The sequence below is a fragment of the Bradyrhizobium sp. Unk1 genome, from assembly GCF_059512345.1.
Map to the genome: position 1 here is coordinate 1 of NZ_JCAMOP010000074.1, position 19,545 is coordinate 19,545.

At 63.5% G+C, this 19,545-nt stretch carries 19 protein-coding genes and 1 pseudogene; 9 read left to right on the forward strand and 11 right to left on the reverse strand.

All coding sequences use genetic code 11. The features are described from left to right. The first annotated feature begins 338 nt into the window (after nucleotides 1-338). A complete protein-coding gene (locus AC5ZFO_RS44840; RefSeq protein ID WP_282519118.1) occupies nucleotides 339-1,232 on the forward strand; it encodes a DUF2147 domain-containing protein in 894 nt (297 codons plus the stop codon). Between the two features lie 109 nt (nucleotides 1,233-1,341). Further along, nucleotides 1,342-1,524, forward strand: a pseudogene (locus tag AC5ZFO_RS44845) (hypothetical protein); the annotation flags it as partial. 142 nt (nucleotides 1,525-1,666) lie between these two features. Here AC5ZFO_RS44845 and AC5ZFO_RS44850 read toward each other — a convergent pair. Then, nucleotides 1,667-2,071 carry a (R)-mandelonitrile lyase gene (locus AC5ZFO_RS44850; RefSeq protein ID WP_248877621.1) on the reverse strand — a complete coding sequence of 135 codons (405 nt, stop codon included), beginning with the start codon at nucleotides 2,069-2,071 and terminating at the stop codon, nucleotides 1,667-1,669. Nucleotides 2,072-2,089: 18 nt separating this feature from the next. Beyond that, nucleotides 2,090-2,788: a ribonuclease activity regulator RraA gene (locus AC5ZFO_RS44855; protein ID WP_496123891.1), complete on the reverse strand. Its 699-nt coding sequence runs from the start codon at nucleotides 2,786-2,788 to the stop codon at nucleotides 2,090-2,092. Nucleotides 2,789-3,046: 258 nt separating this feature from the next. Between AC5ZFO_RS44855 and pxpB the strand changes: the two genes are divergently transcribed. Genes pxpB through AC5ZFO_RS44870 form a run of 3 tightly spaced genes read left to right on the forward strand, consistent with a single transcriptional unit; the run spans nucleotide 3,047 to nucleotide 5,614 of the window. Then, nucleotides 3,047-3,778, forward strand: coding sequence for a 5-oxoprolinase subunit PxpB (gene pxpB, locus AC5ZFO_RS44860; protein WP_282519114.1), 732 nt, complete (start codon nucleotides 3,047-3,049; stop codon nucleotides 3,776-3,778). Continuing rightward, nucleotides 3,775-4,812: a 5-oxoprolinase subunit C family protein gene (locus AC5ZFO_RS44865; protein WP_282519113.1), complete on the forward strand. Its 1,038-nt coding sequence runs from the start codon at nucleotides 3,775-3,777 to the stop codon at nucleotides 4,810-4,812. Before pxpB ends, AC5ZFO_RS44865 begins: the two co-directional genes overlap by 4 nt. A gap of 31 nt (nucleotides 4,813-4,843) precedes the next feature. After that, on the forward strand, nucleotides 4,844-5,614 hold the full coding sequence (locus AC5ZFO_RS44870; protein ID WP_282519112.1) for a LamB/YcsF family protein: 771 nt from the start codon (nucleotides 4,844-4,846) through the stop codon (nucleotides 5,612-5,614). Here AC5ZFO_RS44870 and AC5ZFO_RS44875 read toward each other — a convergent pair whose 3' ends face one another. The 6 genes from AC5ZFO_RS44875 to AC5ZFO_RS44900 form a co-directional block, all read right to left on the reverse strand. Then, entirely contained in the window at nucleotides 5,615-5,767 is a 153-nt protein-coding gene (locus AC5ZFO_RS44875) for a hypothetical protein (protein WP_014495196.1), read from the reverse strand. A 331-nt stretch (nucleotides 5,768-6,098) separates the two neighbouring features. After that, entirely contained in the window at nucleotides 6,099-7,718 is a 1,620-nt protein-coding gene (locus AC5ZFO_RS44880) for a sulfite reductase subunit alpha (protein ID WP_282519111.1), read from the reverse strand. Beyond that, nucleotides 7,715-9,496: a NirA family protein gene (locus AC5ZFO_RS44885; RefSeq protein ID WP_496123892.1), complete on the reverse strand. Its 1,782-nt coding sequence runs from the start codon at nucleotides 9,494-9,496 to the stop codon at nucleotides 7,715-7,717. Before AC5ZFO_RS44885 ends, AC5ZFO_RS44880 begins: the two co-directional genes overlap by 4 nt. 334 nt (nucleotides 9,497-9,830) lie before the next feature. Next, on the reverse strand, nucleotides 9,831-10,994 hold the full coding sequence (locus AC5ZFO_RS44890) for a CmpA/NrtA family ABC transporter substrate-binding protein (protein WP_282519109.1): 1,164 nt from the start codon (nucleotides 10,992-10,994) through the stop codon (nucleotides 9,831-9,833). Beyond that, nucleotides 10,991-11,581, reverse strand: coding sequence for an ANTAR domain-containing response regulator (locus AC5ZFO_RS44895; protein ID WP_027559205.1), 591 nt, complete (start codon nucleotides 11,579-11,581; stop codon nucleotides 10,991-10,993). Before AC5ZFO_RS44895 ends, AC5ZFO_RS44890 begins: the two co-directional genes overlap by 4 nt. A 628-nt stretch (nucleotides 11,582-12,209) precedes the next feature. Further along, complete coding sequence (locus tag AC5ZFO_RS44900) at nucleotides 12,210-12,554, reverse strand: hypothetical protein (RefSeq protein WP_282519108.1); 345 nt, start codon at nucleotides 12,552-12,554, stop codon at nucleotides 12,210-12,212. A 1,073-nt stretch (nucleotides 12,555-13,627) separates the two neighbouring features. On the opposite strand from AC5ZFO_RS44900, the gene rimO reads away from it, so the two are divergent. Further along, the gene (gene rimO / locus AC5ZFO_RS44905) at nucleotides 13,628-14,947 is read left to right on the forward strand and encodes a 30S ribosomal protein S12 methylthiotransferase RimO (RefSeq protein ID WP_282519107.1); all 1,320 of its coding nucleotides are present in this window, start codon (nucleotides 13,628-13,630) and stop codon (nucleotides 14,945-14,947) included. 305 nt (nucleotides 14,948-15,252) lie between these two features. On the opposite strand, the gene AC5ZFO_RS44910 is transcribed toward rimO, so the two are convergent. From AC5ZFO_RS44910 to AC5ZFO_RS44920, 3 genes are all read right to left on the reverse strand, one after another. Beyond that, nucleotides 15,253-15,672: a carboxymuconolactone decarboxylase family protein gene (locus tag AC5ZFO_RS44910; RefSeq protein ID WP_496123896.1), complete on the reverse strand. Its 420-nt coding sequence runs from the start codon at nucleotides 15,670-15,672 to the stop codon at nucleotides 15,253-15,255. Next, nucleotides 15,605-16,036 (reverse strand): MerR family transcriptional regulator, encoded by a 432-nt coding sequence (locus AC5ZFO_RS44915; RefSeq protein WP_282519105.1) that lies wholly within the window; start codon nucleotides 16,034-16,036, stop codon nucleotides 15,605-15,607. The genes AC5ZFO_RS44910 and AC5ZFO_RS44915 overlap by 68 nt, the downstream gene beginning before the upstream one ends. A 293-nt stretch (nucleotides 16,037-16,329) precedes the next feature. Next, on the reverse strand, nucleotides 16,330-17,271 hold the full coding sequence (locus AC5ZFO_RS44920; protein WP_282519104.1) for a hypothetical protein: 942 nt from the start codon (nucleotides 17,269-17,271) through the stop codon (nucleotides 16,330-16,332). A 355-nt stretch (nucleotides 17,272-17,626) separates the two neighbouring features. Between AC5ZFO_RS44920 and AC5ZFO_RS44925 the strand changes: the two genes are divergently transcribed. The 3 genes from AC5ZFO_RS44925 to AC5ZFO_RS44935 form a co-directional block, all read left to right on the forward strand. Next, nucleotides 17,627-17,791 carry a hypothetical protein gene (locus AC5ZFO_RS44925; protein WP_496123893.1) on the forward strand — a complete coding sequence of 55 codons (165 nt, stop codon included), beginning with the start codon at nucleotides 17,627-17,629 and terminating at the stop codon, nucleotides 17,789-17,791. A gap of 1 nt (nucleotide 17,792) precedes the next feature. Beyond that, nucleotides 17,793-18,854 carry a hypothetical protein gene (locus AC5ZFO_RS44930; protein WP_496123894.1) on the forward strand — a complete coding sequence of 354 codons (1,062 nt, stop codon included), beginning with the start codon at nucleotides 17,793-17,795 and terminating at the stop codon, nucleotides 18,852-18,854. Next, a partial coding sequence (locus AC5ZFO_RS44935) for an acyltransferase family protein (RefSeq protein ID WP_496123895.1) occupies nucleotides 18,851-19,545 on the forward strand: 695 nt, incomplete at its 3' end. The genes AC5ZFO_RS44930 and AC5ZFO_RS44935, both read left to right, overlap by 4 nt.

The window sequence follows — 19,545 nt, forward strand, 5'->3', positions numbered from 1 at the left end:
TCCACCGAATCGAGATGATAAAGTGAATCATCAAGCCCCCTCCCTGGCGAGGGGGTTCTTCAGCAGACTGCTAGATCGTTTTCGAGCGAAGTGGGGTACCGGCTCGCGTAAAGACGCGTCCATACTAGAATCTAGGGCCTCATTCCAATTTCATCGGAACGGGCTCGGGGCCGCGTCCTCCTGTCGCTTGCTTCGCCCGAATTGTGGACGGGTTCCGGGCGTATTGAACCCGGCACCGCCGGACCACGACTCATACGGTGACAGTGATCTAGATCACTTTTTGCGATCGAGCCGGCGCGTAAGCGTTGGTACCGGGACCAGCTGTTCAGGAGACGGAAATGAGGAAGCTGTTGGCCACGGCCGCATTCCTTTTGGCGAGCACCGCTGCGCAGGCGCAGTACACTTTCGAATATGGCGGGCGCACCATCCGCATCGATCCGGACCGCGGCACGGTGCAGATCCCCGGCGTCTACGACAACACCGGCCAGGGCAAGGCGAAGAAAGCCAAGAAGAACGAGACGAGCCCGGGTCAGCAGGCGCCTCAACAGGCCAAGGTTGATCCGCAACCTCAGGCCGCTCCGGCACCAGCTCCCGCCCCTGCCGTGGCGCCGCCCGCAACCGAACAGGCGCCGGCCGCTGCAGCGCTGCCGCCGGTTCCGCCCCCGCCCGCTCCGCCTCCATCCGCAACCGCCAGCAACGCGCCAGCCGAAACGGCCGTGTTGCCGCCGCCCGCAACGCCTCCGGCGCCCGCTCCGGTCGGGCAGCAGGCAGCGCCCGCCGTGGCGCCGCCGCCGGCTCCGACCGTGGCTGCCGCGCCCCCGGCGCCGCCTCCAGCCCCCGCTCCAGCGCCGACCCCCGCACCTGTTCAGGCCGCCGCCGTCGCGCCCCCGGCTCCCGCAGCCGCGCCCGCGCGCGATCTCAATTCACCGCTCGGCATCTGGCTCACCGAGGAGAAGGAAGGCAAGGTCCGCATCGAGCAATGCGGCAGCAACCTCTGCGGCTATTCGGTCGACAGCAAATCGAACCAGAACGGCGAGCAGGTCCTGATCAACATGAAGCCCGGCAAGGACCAGAACAAGGATCAGAAATGGTCCGGCCGCATCCTCGATCCCAACTCCGGCTCGACCTACGATTCCACGATCGCGATGAAGGGCACCGACCGCCTGCGCGTGCAAGGCTGCGCCTTCGGCGGCATGTTCTGCGGCGGCCAGACCTGGACGCGCGTGAACTGAGTCCGGCTTCGACGTTCGAACCGAGACAAGGGGCCCGCAATCCGGGCCCCTTTGCTTCTGTCCGCGATCTCTTTGCGGAGTGCGCCACCTCACAGAGCCCCGCGCGCCGATCGCATCGAGCAGCGCTGCGGTGTCGGCATCCGGCCGCGTGGCCGATGCCGGCAGCATCAACATCACCTTGAGCACCGGGATCAAACTCGCCGTCGGCTTCGGCCGGCTCAGCGGCACCTCAGGCTCCGGCACATGGCGCGGCACCCTGTGCACGGGCACGTGGACGGCGGAACGGATGTGATTTGCCATGTTCCGGACGCGCTGCAACGCAAAGCGTTGCTGCGCAGAGCCGGGACCCAAGGGCTCTTGCTTTGAGGAAACTCGTGGGCCCCGGATCGGCAACGCAGCGCTTACGCGCTGCATTGCATCCGGGGCACGAGAGATTAGCCCAGCGCCGCGCCATACTCCGCGTCGGTCACCGGCTCCAGCCAGGTCGAATAGACGCCGTCGAGCGCTTCCTGCATGGCGATGTGGCACATGCTGTTGTTGGGCGAGGCGCCGTGCCAGTGCAGTTCACCCGGCGGAATCCAGACGGTGTCACCGGGACGGATCTCCTGAACCGGACCGCCCTTGGTCTGAACACGGCCGACGCCCGAAATCACGTAGAGCGTCTGCCCGAGCGGATGGTGGTGCCAGTTGGTACGCGCGCCCGGCTCAAAGGTGACGCGCGAGCAGTTCAGCCGCGCCGGCGCCGGGGCCATGATCACGGGGTCCTGCAACACGGTGCCCGTAAAATTTTCCTTAGGCGCGCGGCGGGTCGGCCGCGTGCCTGCGACGGTGATTTCCATGGGATACCTCGTTTCCTGTTACTTCTTGCTGGCGGCGTAGCGCGACTTGGTTTCGGCGTTCATGGGATAGAGGCCCGGCAGCACCGCGCCGTTGTTCACCTCGTTGACGATCCAGGCTTCCATCCGCTCCTGCTCGACACCCTCATTGAGCACGTGATCGAGCATCGCCTGCGGGATCAGCACGCAGCCGTCCTGGTCGGCGACCACGATGTCGTTCGGGAACACGGCGACGCCACCGCAGCCGATCGGCTCGCCCCAGCCGACGAAGGTGAGGCCCGCAACCGACGGCGGCGCGGCATAGCCGTCGCACCACACCGGAAGATTGGTGCCGAGCACGCCCTCGACGTCACGCACCACGCCGTCGGTGACCAGCGCAGTGACGCCGCGCTTCATCATGCGCGCGCAGAGGATGTCGCCGAAAATGCCGGCATCGGTGATGCCCATGGCATCGACCACGGCAATGCAGCCGTCCGGCATCGCCTCGATCGCGGTGCGGGTCGAGATCGGCGACGACCAGGATTCCGGCGTCGCCAGATCCTCGCGCGCCGGCACGAAGCGCAGCGTGAAGGCGGGCCCGACCAGCCGCGGCAGGCCCGGGCGCAGCGGACGCGCGCCGCGCATCCACACGTTGCGCAGGCCCTTCTTCAGCAGGACCGTGGTGATGGTGGCAGTGGTGATGCCGGCGAGGGTCTTGCGGGCTTCGGGGGACAGCGACATGGACGAGAACGAGCTCCGGATGGGCGGGAAAGAACGCGCGCATCTTGCGAGCCGCAGCCCTTGCGTCAAGGGCCAAAGAGCCAGCAAGAACGCAGGGCCGCTGGGCTGTTATGCGACGCGATAACAACGCTTTATCGTTTCCCCTTGCATTAATTTATTGGACTTGCGGGCGCATTTACGCGAAGCAAGGACAAGCGGAACTCAAGGCTGAGCCCGCATTTCCTGAGAAGCCCGATTTCGACAGCCCTTCGACAGCTCATGGCCGCGACGCTTCCCCCGCCCCGCCTTCTGCCCAGTGGCGACAGCGCCGTCACGGTCGAATTCAGCCGCACCATCGATGACGCCGCCAACGAGCGCGTGCTCGCGCTCGACAAGGCGCTCGCAGCAAGCCCCATCGACGGCATCACCGAGACCGTTCCGACCTATCGCTCGCTGCTGGTGCATTACGATCCCGGCAAGATCGGCTTCGACGCGCTCGGCGAAAAGCTGCTCGCGCTGGCCAGCCAGCCGCTGCCGCCGGCCGCGAGGGCGCGGCGCTGGCGCATTCCGGTCGCCTATGGCGGCGAGCACGGCATCGACCTCGAGGATGTCGCCAAGGCGCTGAACACCACGCCCGACGACATCGTCGCCCGTCACGTCGCCGGCGACTACCGTGTCGCCATGATCGGTTTCACCCCGGGCTGGTCCTATCTCAGCGGCCTCGACAAATCCCTGCACATGTCGCGGCGCCAGAGCCCGCGGCTGTTCACGCCCGCCGGCACGATCTCGATCGGCGGCATCCAGGCCGGAATCCAGTGCCTGGCGGCTCCGAGCGGCTGGCACTTGCTCGGCCGCACACCTGTCAGAACCTATCAACTCCACCGGAATCCGACCTTTCTCACCGAACCCGGTGATCGCGTGACGTTTTTCGCCATCGACCACAAGACCTTCGAGGAACAGGATCGCGCCGCCGAGGCCGGCGAGATCATCGCCGAGCAGGTGATCGCATGAGCCGGCTCGTGATCGCCAGCATCGGTCCCGCAAGCTCCGTTCAGGACGGCGGCCGCCACGGCGCGCAGCGCTACGGCCTGACGGTCAGCGGCGCGATGGACCGTCTGTCGCTGGCGGCAGCGAACACGCTGGTCGGCAACGAGCCGTTCGCGGCCGTGGTCGAGATCGGCCCCTTCGGCGCCACGTTCACCGCCAAAGACGGCGCCGTACGCGTCGCGATCGCCGGCGCGCCGCGCAATGCCGACGTCGCCGGTAAGCCAGTGGCGATGGACACGTCGGTGACGCTGAAGGACGGCGAGGCGCTGACGCTGGGCTTTGCCCGCGGCGGGGCGTTCACTTATCTGGCGATCGAAGGCGGGATCAAGGGCGAGCCGGTGTTCGGCAGTCTCGCGGTGAACGCCCGCGCGGGCCTCGGCAGCCCCTACCCACGCCCGCTCCAGGCCGGCGATGAATTCACAGTCGATGCCGCAAGCGGCGCGCCCGAGCTGCGCATCGAGCTGCCGAAGCCTGCGAGCGGTCCGATCCGTGTCCTGCTGGGCCCGCAGGACGACGAGTTCGACGACGCCAACAAGGCGCTGTTCCTCGATAGCGAGTGGAAGATCTCGGCCACCTCCGACCGCATGGGCTACCGGCTCGAGGGCCCGGCGATCAAGCATCTGCATGGCCACAACATCGTTTCCGACGGCACCGTCAACGGCAGCATCCAGGTGCCCGGCAACGGCGCGCCGATCGCGCTGATGATGGATCGCGGCACGTCCGGCGGCTATCCGAAGATCGCAACCGTGATCACGGCCGATGTCGGCCGCCTCGCGCAGACCTCGGCGGGAACCGCGTTCCGCTTCCTCGAGGTCACCATGGCCGAGGCGCAGGAGGAGGCGCGCAAGTTCGCGCAACTCATCCGCAACCTGCCCGATCGCCTGCGCTCTTCCGACACCGTCGAGCTGAACATCGAGGCGCTCAGCGATGCTAATGTCGCGGGCTATGCGGTGAGCGCCGTGGATGCCGGGACCTGGCAGGTCACGGCGGAGCCATAAGCGACAAGACGACCAGAGGCGGAGAGCAACCATGAAGACGATCGATCTCAATTGCGACCTCGGCGAAGGTTTTGGCGCGTGGGAGATGGGCAACGACGCCGCGATGATCGACCTTGCCAGCTCGGTCAATGTCGCCTGCGGCTTCCATGCCGGCGACCCCGACATCATGCGCCGGACGGTCGAGTTGGCGAAGGCGCGCGGCGTTTCGGTCGGCGCCCATCCGGGCTACCGCGACCTGCACGGTTTCGGCCGCCATCCAATCGCGGGCCTGAAGGCCTCCGAGATCGAGAATCTCGTCGCCTACCAGATCGGCGCGTTGCAGGCGATCGCGACCGCGGCCGGGCACAAGGTCACGCATGTGAAGGCGCATGGCGCGCTTTCCAACGTCGCCTGCGAGGACGACATGACGGCCAAGGCGATCGCCGCCGGCATCAGGGCGGTCGACCCGAGCCTGATCTTTGTTGTGCTCGCCAATTCGAAGCTGGTGAAGGCCGGCGAAGAGGCCAATCTGCCGATGGTGCACGAGGTGTTCGCTGACCGCGCCTATGAGGACGACGGCAACCTCGTCTCGCGCAAGAAGCCCGGCGCGGTGCTGCACGATGCCAAGGCGATCGCCGATCGCGTGGTGCGCATGGTGCAGGACGGCGCGGTGGTGTCGGTGACGGGCAAGGTGATCAAGATGCGTACGGACACGGTGTGCATCCACGGTGACACGCACGGCGCGGTCGACATCGCGCGCGGCCTGCGTCAGGCGTTGAAGGATGCGGGCATCGAGGTCGCGCCGTTCAAGCGCGGGGCGTGATCAGAACGGATGCACCGAGAGCGTGCCGAACACGATGGCGGCGATGACGGCAAAGGCGCTGTAGAGCCCAACGTGATGCATGCTCGCCCCGGTCCGACGCGAGAGCGAGCGCGCGTAGAAGTGCAGCCTGGCTTCCGCCGATAGTTCGCGCATGGTCGATCTCCAACGCCCCATTTGTGGGAGTATGAAGGATCAACCCTGGCGGGAGGCAAGGTGGCGGCGAAAATAGCGATGGAGGTTCTCTGAAGGCGCCCCGTCGCAGGTGCAAATTCTCTTCACCTGGGGGTTCCGAGAATCTTATTCGTTAAGATCCGAGCCAGCTGGAACCGGCCCGGATGACGGTGGGATGACAGTCGGGCGGAGGCATTCAGACCCCCTCCAAACAAAATTGTCGAAAACAACCCCATGCACAGTAGAAACGGCCCAGCGGCGCGACGCCTGATGTTTGCGCCGCCGGGACGATTTGCGCTGATCGGCTCACGCCTTAGTACACGTCAGCCTGGAAGCGGCCCGTCTTCTTGAGCTCGGCGACAAAACTGACGGCCTCATCCGTCGAACGTGCCCCGAACTGCGCGACGATATCGACCAGTGCGCGTTCGACGTCCTTGGCCATGCGCTTGGCATCGCCGCAGATGTAGAGATGCGCGCCGTCGGCGAGCCAGGTCCACAATTCGCGGCCGACCTCGCGCATGCGGTCCTGCACGTAAAACTTCTTCTCGCCGTCGCGCGACCAGGCCAGCGACAGCCGCGTCAATTGACCCGACGTCTTCATCGCATTGAGCTCTTCCTGGTAGAAGAAGTCGCAATCGCTGCGTTGATGACCGAAGAACAGCCAGTTCTTGCCCGGCGCGCCGGTCGCCTTGCGATCGAGCAGAAAGGCGCGGAACGGCGCAATGCCGGTACCGGGGCCGATCATGATGACGGGCGTCTTCGGATCCAGCGGCAGGCCGAAACCATGCGCCTTCTGCACATAGACCTTGAGCTTCTCGCCCTCGGCGATGCGTTCGCCGAGGAAGGTCGAGGCCACGCCGATCCGCTTGCGCTTGCCGATGACGTAACGCACGGAGTCCACCGTCAGCGATAGTTTTCCCGGCGTCGCATTGTGCGAGGACGAGATTGAATAGAGCCGCGGCTGGAGCGGCTCCAGCGCCTCGACGAAGGCCTCCGGATGCGGCCGCGTGCCCGAAAACTTCTGGAGCGCCGCCATGACGTCGAGCGTGGCGGCGTCGCCATCGGGATCCTCGCCCTGCGCCAGCGCTCGCGCCTTTTCGCGTTGTGCGCCGCCGGTGATGAAGGAGATCAGCTCGAACAGCGTGTCGGGCGCCGGCGACAGCGAGACGTCGTCGATCAGCACCTCGCGCAGCGTCTTGCCGTTGACCTTGGTGGTGTGGGAGGCGCCGAGCAGCGCGATGATCTGATCGACGAGGCCGACCTCGTTGCGCGCGAACACGCCGAAGCTATCGCCGACGACATAGTCGAGCTTGCTCTCGGCGAGATCGAACTCGACGTGATAGGTCTCCTTCTCCGACTTCCCCTTGTTGAGCAGGCGCCGCGACAGGAACGTCGCCGCGACCGGATTGTCGCGCGAGCGGCCGGGCTCGGCGATCGTCACCGTCACGGCCGGCGCCGCCACCGCATCCACCTTGTCGGCCGCCTTGTCACCTGCCTTGGCCGCCGGCGCCTTGTCCAGCTCCTCGTACAGCGACTTCAGCATCCGCGCGGTTTCCTTGCCGCCGGGGACGCAGAGATTGAGCCGTGCTTCGCTACGGGTGGCGATCGCCTCCGAATAGTCGTGGCAATTATAGCCGCACTGGCCGCAATCCTGCTGCGCCATCGCGGCCATCATCTTGCGGCGCACGGGACGGCCTTCGGCGAGCTTCATCCGGTCCGCGATCGGCATGGTCTGATCGTGCCATGGCGCTTCACCGTCGTCGCCGTCACCGGCTTGCATGACGGCGGCGCCCTGCTCCGCCGACAAGGGCGTCGCCACATCAGGCGACAACAGCCCGGCGAAGAAGCCGTTGAGCCAGGAGCGCTGTGCGTCGGAGAACGGGGCGCTGGCGGGAATGATGTCGAGCTTCGGCGGAGGGGTGATCTGGTTCATGCGGACACCTGTGCATCGGCAAGCTTGCGCAGCGTTTCGCCGTCATGGCGGCGCGCAAAGGACAGGAAGGTCTCGTCGGGCGACGAGCGGTGGGCGATATAGGCCTTGAGCAGTCCCTCGACCGTCTTCGGCGCGTCTTCGGCCTTGAGGTCGTGATAGACCTCCTGCCCGACGTCGGCGTCAGGGCCGAACCCGCCGCCAGTGAAGAGGTGATAGCCCTCCACCGTGTCTTCGTCGTTGATCGGCACGCGTGCTCCGATCAGGCCGATGTCGCTGATGTAATGCTGCGCGCAGGAATGATGGCAGCCGGTGACGTGGATGTTGACCGGCTTGTCCATGGCGACGCGCGGCTCGCACCAGTCACCGATCTCGGCAGCATTGCGCTTGGTATTGGAAGCCGCGAAACGGCAGCCTGCACTGCCGGTGCAGGCGATCAGGCCGGCGCGGATGTGCGAGGCCTCGACCGCGAGCCCGATCTGCTTGATCGCAGCGATGGCGAGCTCGACATTCTCGTTGCGCACGCCCGATATCAGCAGGTTCTGCCAGACGGTCAGGCGGATCTCGCCATCGCCGAGGTCCCGCGCCACTTTGGCCAGACCCCGCATCTGATCGCAGCTGACCTTGCCGAGCGTCAGCGAGACGCCGATCCAGTTCAAGCCGTCCTGCTTCTGCTTGTGCACGCCGATATGCGCCATGCGGTCCGCGGCTGGCCGCGGAAGAAACGCCTCTTCCGGCACGCGCGTAAACGGCGTCTTCAGCCGCTCCTCGACGAGTTTAAGGAAACCGTCATGGCCCATGGCATCGAGCACGTATTTCAAACGCGCCTTGTTGCGGTTGGTGCGGTCACCGTGATCAATGAACACGCGCACGATGGCGTCGGCGACGGCGGTGGCCTGCTCCGGCTTGACGATGATGTTGGAGTATTTTGCAAAGTCCTTGTGGCCGGTGATGCCGCCGAGGCCGAGGCGGAACCAGATTCCGGGCTCGACGCCAAATCCATCCTTCACCTCGAACGCGGTGAACGCGATGTCGTTGGTTTCCTCCAGGACCGCGATCCTGCCGGCGCCGTCGAAGGCGACGTTGAACTTGCGCGGCAGGCCGTAGAGCGAGCGATCGTTGAGGATGTGGTGGTGCCACTCCCGCGCAAAGGGACGCGTGTCGATCAGCTCCTGCGGATCGATTCCGGCCGTCGGCGTCCCCGTCACGTTGCGGATGTTGTCGGCGCCGGAGCCGCGTGAGCACAGGCCGAGGTCCTGGATGCCCTCGATCAGCTTGATTGCGTTCTTCGGCGGGATCTCGCGGAGCTGGAGATTGGCGCGCGTCGTGACGTGGCTGTACGGGCCGCAGAGATCGTCGGCGAGATCGGCAAGGCCGGACAGCTGCCAGTGCTTCATGATGCCGTTCGGGATGCGCAGCCGGCACATGTAGGAGTCCTGCGTCGGCGCGACGTAGAAGATGCCGTAATAGCGCCAGCGGAAATTGTCCGCCGGGCTCGGCGGCGCGTTGTCGAGCGCCTGCTGCCGCAATCGCGGATAGGCATCGAAGGGATGCTCGTCGCGCTTGAACTTCTCCTGGTCGGCGAGCTTCTTGCCGGCGGCGATGACCTTGTCCTGCGCCTTGATGTGGACGGCGTCGGGGCCGGTGGGCTCGGCATTGGCCTTGCCGGCGCTGCCGCCGAGACCGCGACCGACCCGGCTGATCTGCAAACCGGTCGTGAAGCCTTCGAGATAGCGTTTCTGCTCGTCGGAAAAGTCGACTGAGAGCGTATCGATTTTCATGGTCGGTAACGAAGCTCCTGCGGCCACCGGGTGGCATCGACGGAAAATTGCGCGACCCGCGAGGAACTCGGCTGGCTCAAGAAGCCGGCTGCGCACCCAACGGTCCGGTCAGCTTCGTTGCTGCGGGACTTGGCTCAGCAGGCGTCTGTGACAAGCTGGCCGCACTGCAACATACAAGTTGCGTGCCAGCTTCGATGAAATGAAAATTGCTTTGATTTCAGTTGGTTGCAGACACACTCGGCAAATCCCGGTCCGGAACTCTTATGAAATTCGAGCAGGCGGCTCAAAATTTAGCCGATGGTCTCTTCCGCCCAAAAACGATGCAGAGGCCGAATCAGGCCTTCCAGCGTCCGACCTCGAAGGCCTCCAGATGCCCCCGGATGTTGCCGGGATCGAAGGCCGGGCCCGCAAATGCCCCGAACGCCGCGGGAGCTTCAGCGGGCGATTGCTGACCGAGGGCTGCGTCGTAGAGGTCCGGCCTGAACACAGCCATCGCGGTCTTGACGCCGTCAGGCGTCAACGCCGTTTGCCCCCAGCGCACCATCTGCGCATAGAGCCAGGCCGCCTGGACCGGATCGGGGCGCCCTGCCCCTTCGCGTCCGACCAGGAGATAGCGGCCGCTCTCGCGGAGGGTGCCGTCGGGAGAAATCTTCAGGCGCCCGGTGAGGGTTCGCTGGATGACTTCGGCATCGACGCCGATCCGTTCCGGCTGCGCCAGGATCCGCGCCGCCTCAGATAGGTTCGCGGGGTCCTCGATGAACGCGGCGCCCTTCACGGCCGCGCGCACCAGCGCTGCCACCACATCCGGATGCTTGTCGGCCCAGACCTGGCGAACCGCCAGCACCTTCTCTGCCGCGCGCACGAGAATGTCGGAGACGAAATGCAGGATGTGGCCGATGCCGAGATCGACTGCGACCGAATTCCAGGGCGCGCCGACACAGAACGCATCGACATGGCCATTGGCGAGGCTATCGACCATGTAGGGCGGCGGCAGCACCACGAGGCGCACATCCTCGTCCGGATCGACGCCGGCCGCCGCCATCCAGAACCGCAGCTGGTAATTGTGGGTCGAGAACGGGAAGGTCATGCCGAAGGTCAGCGGATCGGCACCTAGCTTGCGCCGTTTCGCGACGACCTTCGCCAGCGCTTTCGCCGTGACAAGCGGATCGAAGCGGTCACCGTCGATCTCCTCCATCAGCGCGGCATGCAGCGCCGGCGAGACCGTGATCGCGTTGCCGTTGATACCGAGGTTGAAGGGCGCCGCGATCGGCACCTTGACGTGGCCGAGCCCGAGCGAGGACGCGATCGCCACCGGCGCCAGCAGATGCGCGGCGTCGAACAGGCCGATATTGAGCTTGTCACGGACGTTGGACCAGGAGACCTCGCGCACCAGTTCGACCTCGAGCCCTTCGGCGGCGGCAAAGCCCTTGTCGACGGCGACGATCAGGGCGGCGGCGTCGACCAGCGGGATGAACCCGATGCGGAGGGGAGCGGTCATTTCAGCATCTCCGACGCGGTGATGATCGACTGCGCGATCTCGCCGATTTTCTTCTTCTCGCGCATCGCCGTGGAGCGCAGCAGCACGTAGGCCTCGTCCTCGGTGAGGCCCTTGACCTTCATCAAAATTCCCTTGGCCTTTTCGATGATCTTGCGGTCCTCGAGCTGCGACTTGGTGCGTTCCAGCTCCTCCTGGAGTTTGGCGAAGGCGTTGAAGCGGGACACGCAGAGGTCGAGGATCGGCTTGATGCGCTCCTTCTTCAACCCGTCGACGATGTAGGCGGATACGCCCGCCTCCACGGACGCCTGGATCGAGGCTGAATCGCTCTGGTCCACGAACATCGCGATCGGCCGCTTCACGGCGCGGCTGACCTGGAACATCGCCTCAAGCACGTCGCGGCTGGGGTTTTCCAGATCGATCAGGATGATATCAGGGTCCACCGCATAAATACGGGCGAGCAGGCTCTGCATCTCGCGGATATGGACCACCTGCGTGAATCCGGCCTCCCGCAACCCCTCCTCGAGGATCGCGGCCCGGATCGGGCTCTCGTCGACAATCACGATTTTAGGCGACTGTTCGGCGCTCATAGCTCACTCACCACCCGGCGATTCATCCATAGCATGCCGGAGGGCGATGCAAAGGGTTGTAATTATGGGCAATTGGGACTAGCTCAGGCCTGTCAATCAGGCAGATTTGGATATGGATCAGACGGCTGCGCCCAAGGTCAGCTTCGTGTCGCTCGGGTGCGCCTGAGACAAGGAATGTAAACTTTGGGGCCGCCCACTCCCAAAGAAAATGCCGCCCGAAGGCGGCTGTCATCCGAACCATCAACGTGTACTCACTAACGCGAGGTATCGGCTTTTGGATTGTCATTCATAGAATGCTCCAGCGACCATAATCATTGCCGCGCGACGCCAAGCATCAGATACGTCTGGCCCAGAGTTAGCGGCGGGCGACGCGGCCTCGGCCCAAGCTGCTGCGGACTCCAAGAATTGTCCAATCGAGCCGCTTTCCCAGCCGTTTGCTCCGGCTGAGTATGGTGACGATGGCTTCACCAACTCCCTTTGCCGCTGATCTTCCCAGTCCAGCGCCATCAGTTGCAAGAGCCGAATGAATGCTCGCTCGTCAGCGACTCTCTCGGCCGCGGCGATCAGATCGTGGACCACTATTACCTCCAGATCATTGTAGCGCGACTGTTTTGGCTACCACTGCCGGTCAGTGGTGTCTTTCAAGTACAATCAGCGAAAGCTTGTCAGCAAGTCGCCATTTCGAAGCGAAATAGCAATACTCCCCGGGGAAACGCTTAAGGAAAACGGGTTCATCGGATTCTGCAAGTCGAGGCTTCACCTCAGTTTTCCAGAACTCAAAGCGATTTGCTGGATCTATCCAGCGCGGCGGCAGCCCAACGTCAGCAACGACGAAAGTCGCTCCTGCCTTTATCATTTCTGTTACGTCCGCTGCATTCAGCCCCGTTGCGACACATTCTGCGTTCAGATTGCCTTTTTCGTTCCACAGCTCCTCCAGCGGGAGTCTTGTGATTACCTTCTTGGCAATATCCATTTTCTGCTCGCAGCTCGCTCAGCTGACAGAGCGGTACCACATGCTTAGTTAAAATGTGCGCCTTTGGCCGACGGCGTTGGCTGGCAGATATCCGCTCTTGTGTCGCTTACGGGTGTTAAGCACCCACCCAATCAGGATCAGTCCCTAGGCACTGGTGCATTCGACTCGCCGCACACGCTCGCCAATTAGGGCATGTACTCATTAAAGCGAGAGTCGGCTTTCGGACACGAAGCAGAACTCACGTGCTCAATCCGAGCCGCTAACGCGATGAATCCATCCACAATCGCTGTAGCGTTTCAAATGCGACATGTGGAAACTGGTCACCTCTCTTTTGATAACTTGGCTCTTCGTAGAGCCATCGCACTTTCTCAAATTGGCGGTATACCAAACCCACGAATTGCCGAACTTTGACGTCCGCGCTCAAAATCGACGTTCCGCATGGAGGGGAATCATCCCAGCTTCGGCAGGACCAAAATTCAATGTGAGCTATGTGCTTTTGAGCTGGATAAATGGATGCCGCAAGTATGGTTGCGCCGGGCTCGTCAAGCAGTCGGGCCATGCACTGAGGCTCCCCTCGTAAGAGCCTGCAACATAGTTCGGACAGTTCTGCTATCGGGTCTGACGCGACGTGCGTGATGCCTACAGCGATCTGAGTGTTGCGGGCCACAACGTACAAGTCACTCCATCCAGCCACGCCACGGGTGTAGAGCAGATCGAACTCATCCGTGGGATTTGGCTGATCGTCGGAGCGCATTCGTTGATTTAACTTGGTTGGCGACTGATGCACCTACAACTTCTCGACGCTCACCGCAACGTCCGGATGTGGCCCATCGCGTTGGCTGGCGGATGTCCGCTCCTGTACCGTTTGTGGGTATTAAGCAGGCCTCCAACCAGCACGGCCGGTAGAGCGCATCCTTCATCGCTTCGGTGAGCTCGATCGGAACCAGCTTTCAGCCGATCAAAAAAACGTTCAATCGGTCCATATCTTCCTGCGTGACGGTTGAATTTTCCCATCGGATCAATTAGTTGGATCGCATATCCGAACAATTCAGATGCAGGGTCCAGGCGATTACATGGATAGAGCGCCGCGTATATCTTTCACATCACTTGGTTGTCCCAAGGCATTGGTGGATTCCGAGCGCATCATCACGCGCCTGCGCGCGGAAGGTTACGAGCTCGCCCGCAAGCATGACGGGGCCGACATCGTCATCGTCAATACGTGCGGCTTCCTCGACAGCGCCAAGCAGGAATCGCTTTCGGCGATCGGCGAGGCCATGGCCGAGAACGGCAGGGTGATCGTAACAGGTTGCATGGGCGCGGAACCCGAGCAGATCGAGCAGGCCTATCCCGGCGTGCTCTCCATCACCGGCCCGCAGCAATATGAGAGCGTGCTGGACGCCGTGCACCGCGCGCTGCCGCCCGCCCACAATCCGCATCTCGATTTGGTGCCGCCGCAGGGCATCAAGCTGACGCCGCGCCACTACGCCTATCTGAAGATCTCCGAGGGCTGCAACAACCGCTGCACTTTCTGCATCATCCCGAAGCTGCGCGGTGATCTCGTCTCGCGTCCGGCCAATGACGTGTTGCGCGAGGCCGAGCGCCTCGTCGGCGCCGGCGTCAAGGAATTGCTGGTGATCTCGCAGGACACCTCGGCCTACGGCGTCGATCTCAAATACGCCGAGAGCCCGTGGAAGGATCGCCAGGTCCGCGCCAAATTCCTCGACCTCGCGCGCGAGCTCGGCGAACTCGGCGCCTGGGTCCGGTTGCAATATGTCTACCCCTACCCGCATGTCGACGAAGTCATCGCGCTGATGAACGAGGGCAAGGTGCTGCCCTATCTCGACATCCCGTTCCAGCATGCGAGCCCCGAGGTGCTGAAGGCGATGAAGCGCCCCGCAGCACAGGACAAGACGCTGGCGCGGATCAAGCGCTGGCGCGAGGAATGTCCCGATCTCGCTTTGCGTTCGACCTTCATCGTCGGCTTCCCCGGCGAGACCGATGCCGATTTCGCCTATCTGCTCGACTGGCTGGATGAGGCCGAGATCGATCGCCTCGGCTGCTTCAAATACGAGCCGGTTGCCGGTGCGACGTCGAATGCGATCGAGAACCCCGTGCCCGAAGAGATCAAGCAGGAGCGCTACAACGCGCTGATGGCCCGCCAGCAGAAGATCTCCGCGCGCCGGCTGAAGCGCAAGGTCGGCACGCGCCAGCAGATCATCATCGACGAGGTCGGCCCGACGGTTTCAAAAGGCCGCTCCAAGGCCGACGCGCCGGAGATCGACGGCGCGGTCTATCTCTCCAGCCGCCGCCCGTTGCGCGTCGGCGAGATCGTCACCGCGAAGATCGAGCGCGCGGATCAGTACGATCTGCACGGTAGTGTCGCTGGGTTCTGAGGCGCTCCGTCATTGCGAGCGTAGCGAAGCAATCCAGACCATCAACGTGGAAAGATTCTGGATTGCTCCGCTCACGGCAACCAAGCCACACAGCGATTATCGTTCCATCACCGTCATCCTGAGGCGCTCGCTCTGCGGCGCAAGCGCGCCGTAGAGCGAGCCTCGAAGGATGACGGGTCCGCTATCGCCTTTGCCGCGCTCGCGATGATGACGTGGATGCCGTCACGCCAACCATTTCGGCACCCAGCGCTCCGGCCTGGATGCACGGGCGAGATCGGCGCGCTTCGCGTCGTGGAGCAAATTCGTCAGGTCGCTTCTCCCGACGCCTGCCGTCCGTCATGCGCGGAAAACACCTCCTTGGCTGCGAACAGCCCGTTCACCGCCGCCGGGAAGCCCGCATAGACGGCCATCTGCATGATGATCTCCACGATCTCGTCGCGAGACAGCCCGACGTTCAGACCCGCCTCGATATGCACTTTGAGCTGAGGCGCGGCATTTCCGAGCGCCGTCAGCGCGGCGACCGTCGCGATCTCTCGATCGCGCAGGCCGAGGTCCGGGCGGCTGTAAATGTCGCCGAAGGGAAACTCGATCACGTATCGTGCGAAATCCGGAGCGATGTCGGCCAGTGAGGCGACGACCTTTTCGCCGGCTCTGCCGTCAATGCGTGACAGGGCCCGCTGGCCGCGATCGAAGCGGCTTTCGGCTTGTGGTTGGACGTGCGTCATTTTCCTTCGTCCTCTGTTCGTCGCCGGCATAGCCGGCGATCTTGGTATCAAGGACGAGCAGGCATTCCTGGAGTTCGGCAATCTGCGTGCGAACCTGTTCCCGGTGGATTTCCAGCATCTGCCGCCGGGCTGGCCCGGTGGCTTCGCCTTCATCACGAAGCGCCGCATAACGCAACATGTCCCGGATCGGCATTCCCGTGGTCTTGAGCCGACCGAGGAATGCGATCCATGTGAGGATCGATGCGTCAAAGTCACGCTGGCCGGAACGATCCCGGTCTGCGTATGGCAGCAGCCCGACGCGCTCATAATAACGCAACGTGTGAGCCGACAAGCCGGTTCGTTTTGCGAGGTCGCCGATCTTCATGTGTGCCCGTTCTCGTACTGACGCACGTACAGATACCCCTTCGAGCGCACTCTAAGTCAAGGGGGATCGAAGGTGCCGTTCCCGCGTCATGGCTGCGTGTGAGGCGGTCCAGACCTCCTCCGCGGGAACAGTCTGGATTGCTTCGTCGGAAGGGCTCCTCGCGATGACGGTGGAGAGGTCGCACACCGCCGCCGCATTCTCCGTCATTGCGAGCGTAGCGAAGCAATCCAGACTGCCTCTGCGGAAAGATTCTGGATTGCTTCGCTAGGCTCGCAATGACGTTGTGGATGCAGTCAGGCCAGCCATTTCGGCACCCAGCGCTCCGGCCTTGGTGCGCGCGCGAGATCGGCCTTTGCTTCGGAGAGCTGCGCCGGCTCGCCGTCGATGATCGGGCGCACATCGTATTCGAAGTTCGGCATGACGCGGCCGTCGGCATAGAGACCGAATTTCATCGCGTGCCACAGCCCGAGCTCGGGCTGTGCCTTGCGCATCTCCTCGCGCAGATCGCGCAGCAGGGATTCGATCGAGGCCGCCTCCTCGAACGGTTGCGGCCCGCGCGAAAGGACGCGCGCTTCATATTGCTTGCCAACGATCGCGACCTCGAAATGCGTCTTGTCCCAGGGCTTCTTGCCCTTGGGCAGATGCGCGGCGAGCCGCCAACCGAGCTCGGCCATCAAGCGATGATTGGCCCAATAGTCTTCGCGATCCCGGCTCCATTTTTCCACGAAACCGCGGAAGTCGGGAAGCTCCGCTGCGCCGTCGTCACACGCCGCCTTGTCGCCGACCGGCTGTCCGGCAAGCCATTTCGCGAGCTCGTCCGTCTGGCACTCGACCTCGTCATGCGGCTTGAGATCGCTCCAGGCCTTGTCGAATTGCTGCGACGTCAGCTTCGCCAGCAAGCCGTCGAGGCTCGACGCGAGCAGTTCGTAATCGCCCTCGGAGCCCAACCCCACGATCGGCGGATTGTCGCGATCAAGGCCCGCGCCATACCAGCCGCCGACGGCCGAGCCATCCGGCAGCCGCATGAACAGCGAAAACCTGTCGCGCAAGGGACTGCCGTCGAAGATCGGCGCCTGATCGGAGAACTGGCCTTGCAGGGAGAAACGGCCGACGCTGCCCCAGGGGCGCCCGTTCAGCCAATCGGCAAAGTCGACCAGCAGGGACGGCGCCTCGATGCCCGGCGGAAAGGCGCCGCGAATGCTGTCGAGGTCGATCGGATAAGGCGTATCGGACAAGGTGTTTGAACTATCTGGTTGGTCCCGCCTTCTTGGTCTGATCCGTGATGGATTCGGTTCGAACCAAGTCGCGTCCTTCGATCACAAACGCGCTAGAGGCGCAATGGTTTCTGTAAGGCAATCAAATGACATTCAATCTATTGCGGAGTGCAGATTGGCGCGATCAACATGCTGAGTGAGCCACGCTCGGCGAAGCGACCCGGAGCGGGCGGTTGCCGATCGCAACCGCGCCATCGATTCCGCGGGATACGGCAGCCTAAGACCGCCGAAAATGGCCCGACCGCAACTATCGCAGTGATTGAACTTTACGCTGAGTCGCGGTAACACCGACCAATATCTCCGCTCGGACGGCATCATGATCGACGATCAAGCCCCTCCAGGCGCCCCGTCAGGGGCTGCGAAACGCCTGTTGAAAAATCGCGCCCTGCTGGCCCTCGCCGTGCTTGCCCTTGTGCTTGGCGCGCTGCTTCTGCTCTCGGACGAGGCCGTTACGTCGCGTTTCCACTACAAGTATTTCTAAGATGGCTCCGATCGTCCGGCGCGCCATCGGACTCGCGCTGTTTGTGGCCATCGCCGACATGATGTTCTTCGGCTTCGGGCTCGCCTCGATCGCGCGCGGCAATCCATATCTGCTCTACAAGCCATGGCGGCTCGATGCCGAGATCGCCGCGATGCTGCCCCATGAGCGCGAGGGCTCGTTCACCGGCTGGCCCCGGCAGGGCGAACTTCCGACACTGCCCGTGCCGAAGGCCGGCGCCGCAACTTGCGGCTCCGCATGGGGCGGGTCATTCACCCAGAGCCCGGATGTCGCCGCCGCAGAAACCTGGCCATATCTGGTCTCGCAAGCCCTGGGCTGCGGAATCGATAATCACGGCATCGGCGGCTTCAGTATCGACCAGACATTGCTGCTGTATCGCGAGCATTCACGTTCGGATTCGATCGTCATTCTCGGGCTCATCGAACTCATGCTCGTCGGCGCCGGGGCCTCGTCCCCGGCCTTCTACTCGCTGTCGGATGATCATTCTCCGCGGGCTAGCCTGACCAAGCCGAGATTCGTGCTTGAGAAAGACCGCCTCGTGCTGATCCCCCGCCCCGCAGCCGATGTCGCCGCGATCCGCGCTGCCATCACCAGCGACATGCCCGCCGCCGAGTGGACTCCGCTCGCCTTTCCCTTCTCGTTCCACGTGGCGACCGCGATCTATCGCAAGTTCACCCGCACCGAGCAATTCAATGCCGCAAGCCTCGCTTCGCCGCGGGAAGACATGGCCGCCTTGCGGCGTCTTGGCGTGTCGCTGATCCAAACATTTGCCCGTGAAGCGGCCGTCCGCAACAATCGCTTTGTGCTCCTGCTCATTCCGTCACCCGACATTCAGGGCGAGCTCGGACACAGCCTGACGATGATGATGGAGGCCGTCGGCAGCCAGCCCGGCATCTGCATCGTCGATCCCTCGCCCGAACTGAAGGACGCGTATTCACGCACGGGAATCCTGCGCACGGACAGCGGTCATTTCAGCGCCGCCGGCAACAAGGCGCTCGCGGATGCAACCTTGCGCGGCCTCAAGGCCTGCGGGATTGCAACGTGACGGGTCGGATCGCTTCGCTCGATCTCTTGCGCGGCATCGCCGCCTTCTCCGTCGCGATCCCGCATTTTTTCATGACCAGTTCCGCCAGTGCGCCGGCTGCGGAAACCATCTCGATTCTCGGCGTCGAAATCTTCTTCGTGCTGTCCGGCTACGTCCTGGCCCCGCAGATCCTGATGGTGGCCGCAAGCTCCTTTCGCCTGCGCAATCTCGGCGTCTTCCTCGTGCGGCGATGGATGCGCACTGTGCCGCCCTACCTGATCGCGCTCGTTCTCGTCTCGATCACGGCGCACCAAACGTTCAGCGCGGATTTCGTTCGTTACGCCTTCTATGTGCAGAACCTGGTCGGGCAAGCCAACGATCACGATTATTTCGCGATCGCCTGGAGCTTGTCAGTCGAGGAATGGTTCTATGTGACCTTTCCCGTTCTCTTGCTGGTTGCGTCGGCGTTTGTCCCCGGTCGCCGGCGGACGGCGCTTCTAGCCGCGATGATCTATATCGGAGTGGTCACGATTGTCCGCTTCGCCTTCGGGGATTGGGCCGACTGGGGTCCGGAGGTGCGCCGCGTTGTCGTGTTCCGCGTCGATGCCATTGCCTGGGGCTTTGTCCTGTATCTTGCCCTCTTAATCGGTCGTTGCTTGCGCTTGATCTCACCCATTCTCGCTTCCTTTCTCTCTTGCGACAAGGCCCTCTG

What these genes read in the sequence shown, in the direction of transcription:
- AC5ZFO_RS44840 (WP_282519118.1), top strand. Translation starts at nt 339, where the DNA reads ATGAGGAAGCTGTTGGCCACGGCCGCATTCCTTTTGGCGAGCACCGCT.
- AC5ZFO_RS44850 (WP_248877621.1), bottom strand. Translation starts at nt 2,071, where the DNA reads ATGGAAATCACCGTCGCAGGCACGCGGCCGACCCGCCGCGCGCCTAAG.
- AC5ZFO_RS44855 (WP_496123891.1), bottom strand. Translation starts at nt 2,788, where the DNA reads ATGTCGCTGTCCCCCGAAGCCCGCAAGACCCTCGCCGGCATCACCACT.
- pxpB (WP_282519114.1), top strand. Translation starts at nt 3,047, where the DNA reads ATGGCCGCGACGCTTCCCCCGCCCCGCCTTCTGCCCAGTGGCGACAGC.
- AC5ZFO_RS44865 (WP_282519113.1), top strand. Translation starts at nt 3,775, where the DNA reads ATGAGCCGGCTCGTGATCGCCAGCATCGGTCCCGCAAGCTCCGTTCAG.
- AC5ZFO_RS44870 (WP_282519112.1), top strand. Translation starts at nt 4,844, where the DNA reads ATGAAGACGATCGATCTCAATTGCGACCTCGGCGAAGGTTTTGGCGCG.
- AC5ZFO_RS44875 (WP_014495196.1), bottom strand. Translation starts at nt 5,767, where the DNA reads ATGCGCGAACTATCGGCGGAAGCCAGGCTGCACTTCTACGCGCGCTCG.
- AC5ZFO_RS44880 (WP_282519111.1), bottom strand. Translation starts at nt 7,718, where the DNA reads ATGAACCAGATCACCCCTCCGCCGAAGCTCGACATCATTCCCGCCAGC.
- AC5ZFO_RS44885 (WP_496123892.1), bottom strand. Translation starts at nt 9,496, where the DNA reads ATGAAAATCGATACGCTCTCAGTCGACTTTTCCGACGAGCAGAAACGC.
- AC5ZFO_RS44890 (WP_282519109.1), bottom strand. Translation starts at nt 10,994, where the DNA reads ATGACCGCTCCCCTCCGCATCGGGTTCATCCCGCTGGTCGACGCCGCC.
- AC5ZFO_RS44895 (WP_027559205.1), bottom strand. Translation starts at nt 11,581, where the DNA reads ATGAGCGCCGAACAGTCGCCTAAAATCGTGATTGTCGACGAGAGCCCG.
- AC5ZFO_RS44900 (WP_282519108.1), bottom strand. Translation starts at nt 12,554, where the DNA reads ATGGATATTGCCAAGAAGGTAATCACAAGACTCCCGCTGGAGGAGCTG.
- rimO (WP_282519107.1), top strand. Translation starts at nt 13,628, where the DNA reads ATGGATAGAGCGCCGCGTATATCTTTCACATCACTTGGTTGTCCCAAG.
- AC5ZFO_RS44910 (WP_496123896.1), bottom strand. Translation starts at nt 15,672, where the DNA reads ATGACGCACGTCCAACCACAAGCCGAAAGCCGCTTCGATCGCGGCCAG.
- AC5ZFO_RS44915 (WP_282519105.1), bottom strand. Translation starts at nt 16,036, where the DNA reads ATGAAGATCGGCGACCTCGCAAAACGAACCGGCTTGTCGGCTCACACG.
- AC5ZFO_RS44925 (WP_496123893.1), top strand. Translation starts at nt 17,627, where the DNA reads ATGATCGACGATCAAGCCCCTCCAGGCGCCCCGTCAGGGGCTGCGAAA.
- AC5ZFO_RS44930 (WP_496123894.1), top strand. Translation starts at nt 17,793, where the DNA reads ATGGCTCCGATCGTCCGGCGCGCCATCGGACTCGCGCTGTTTGTGGCC.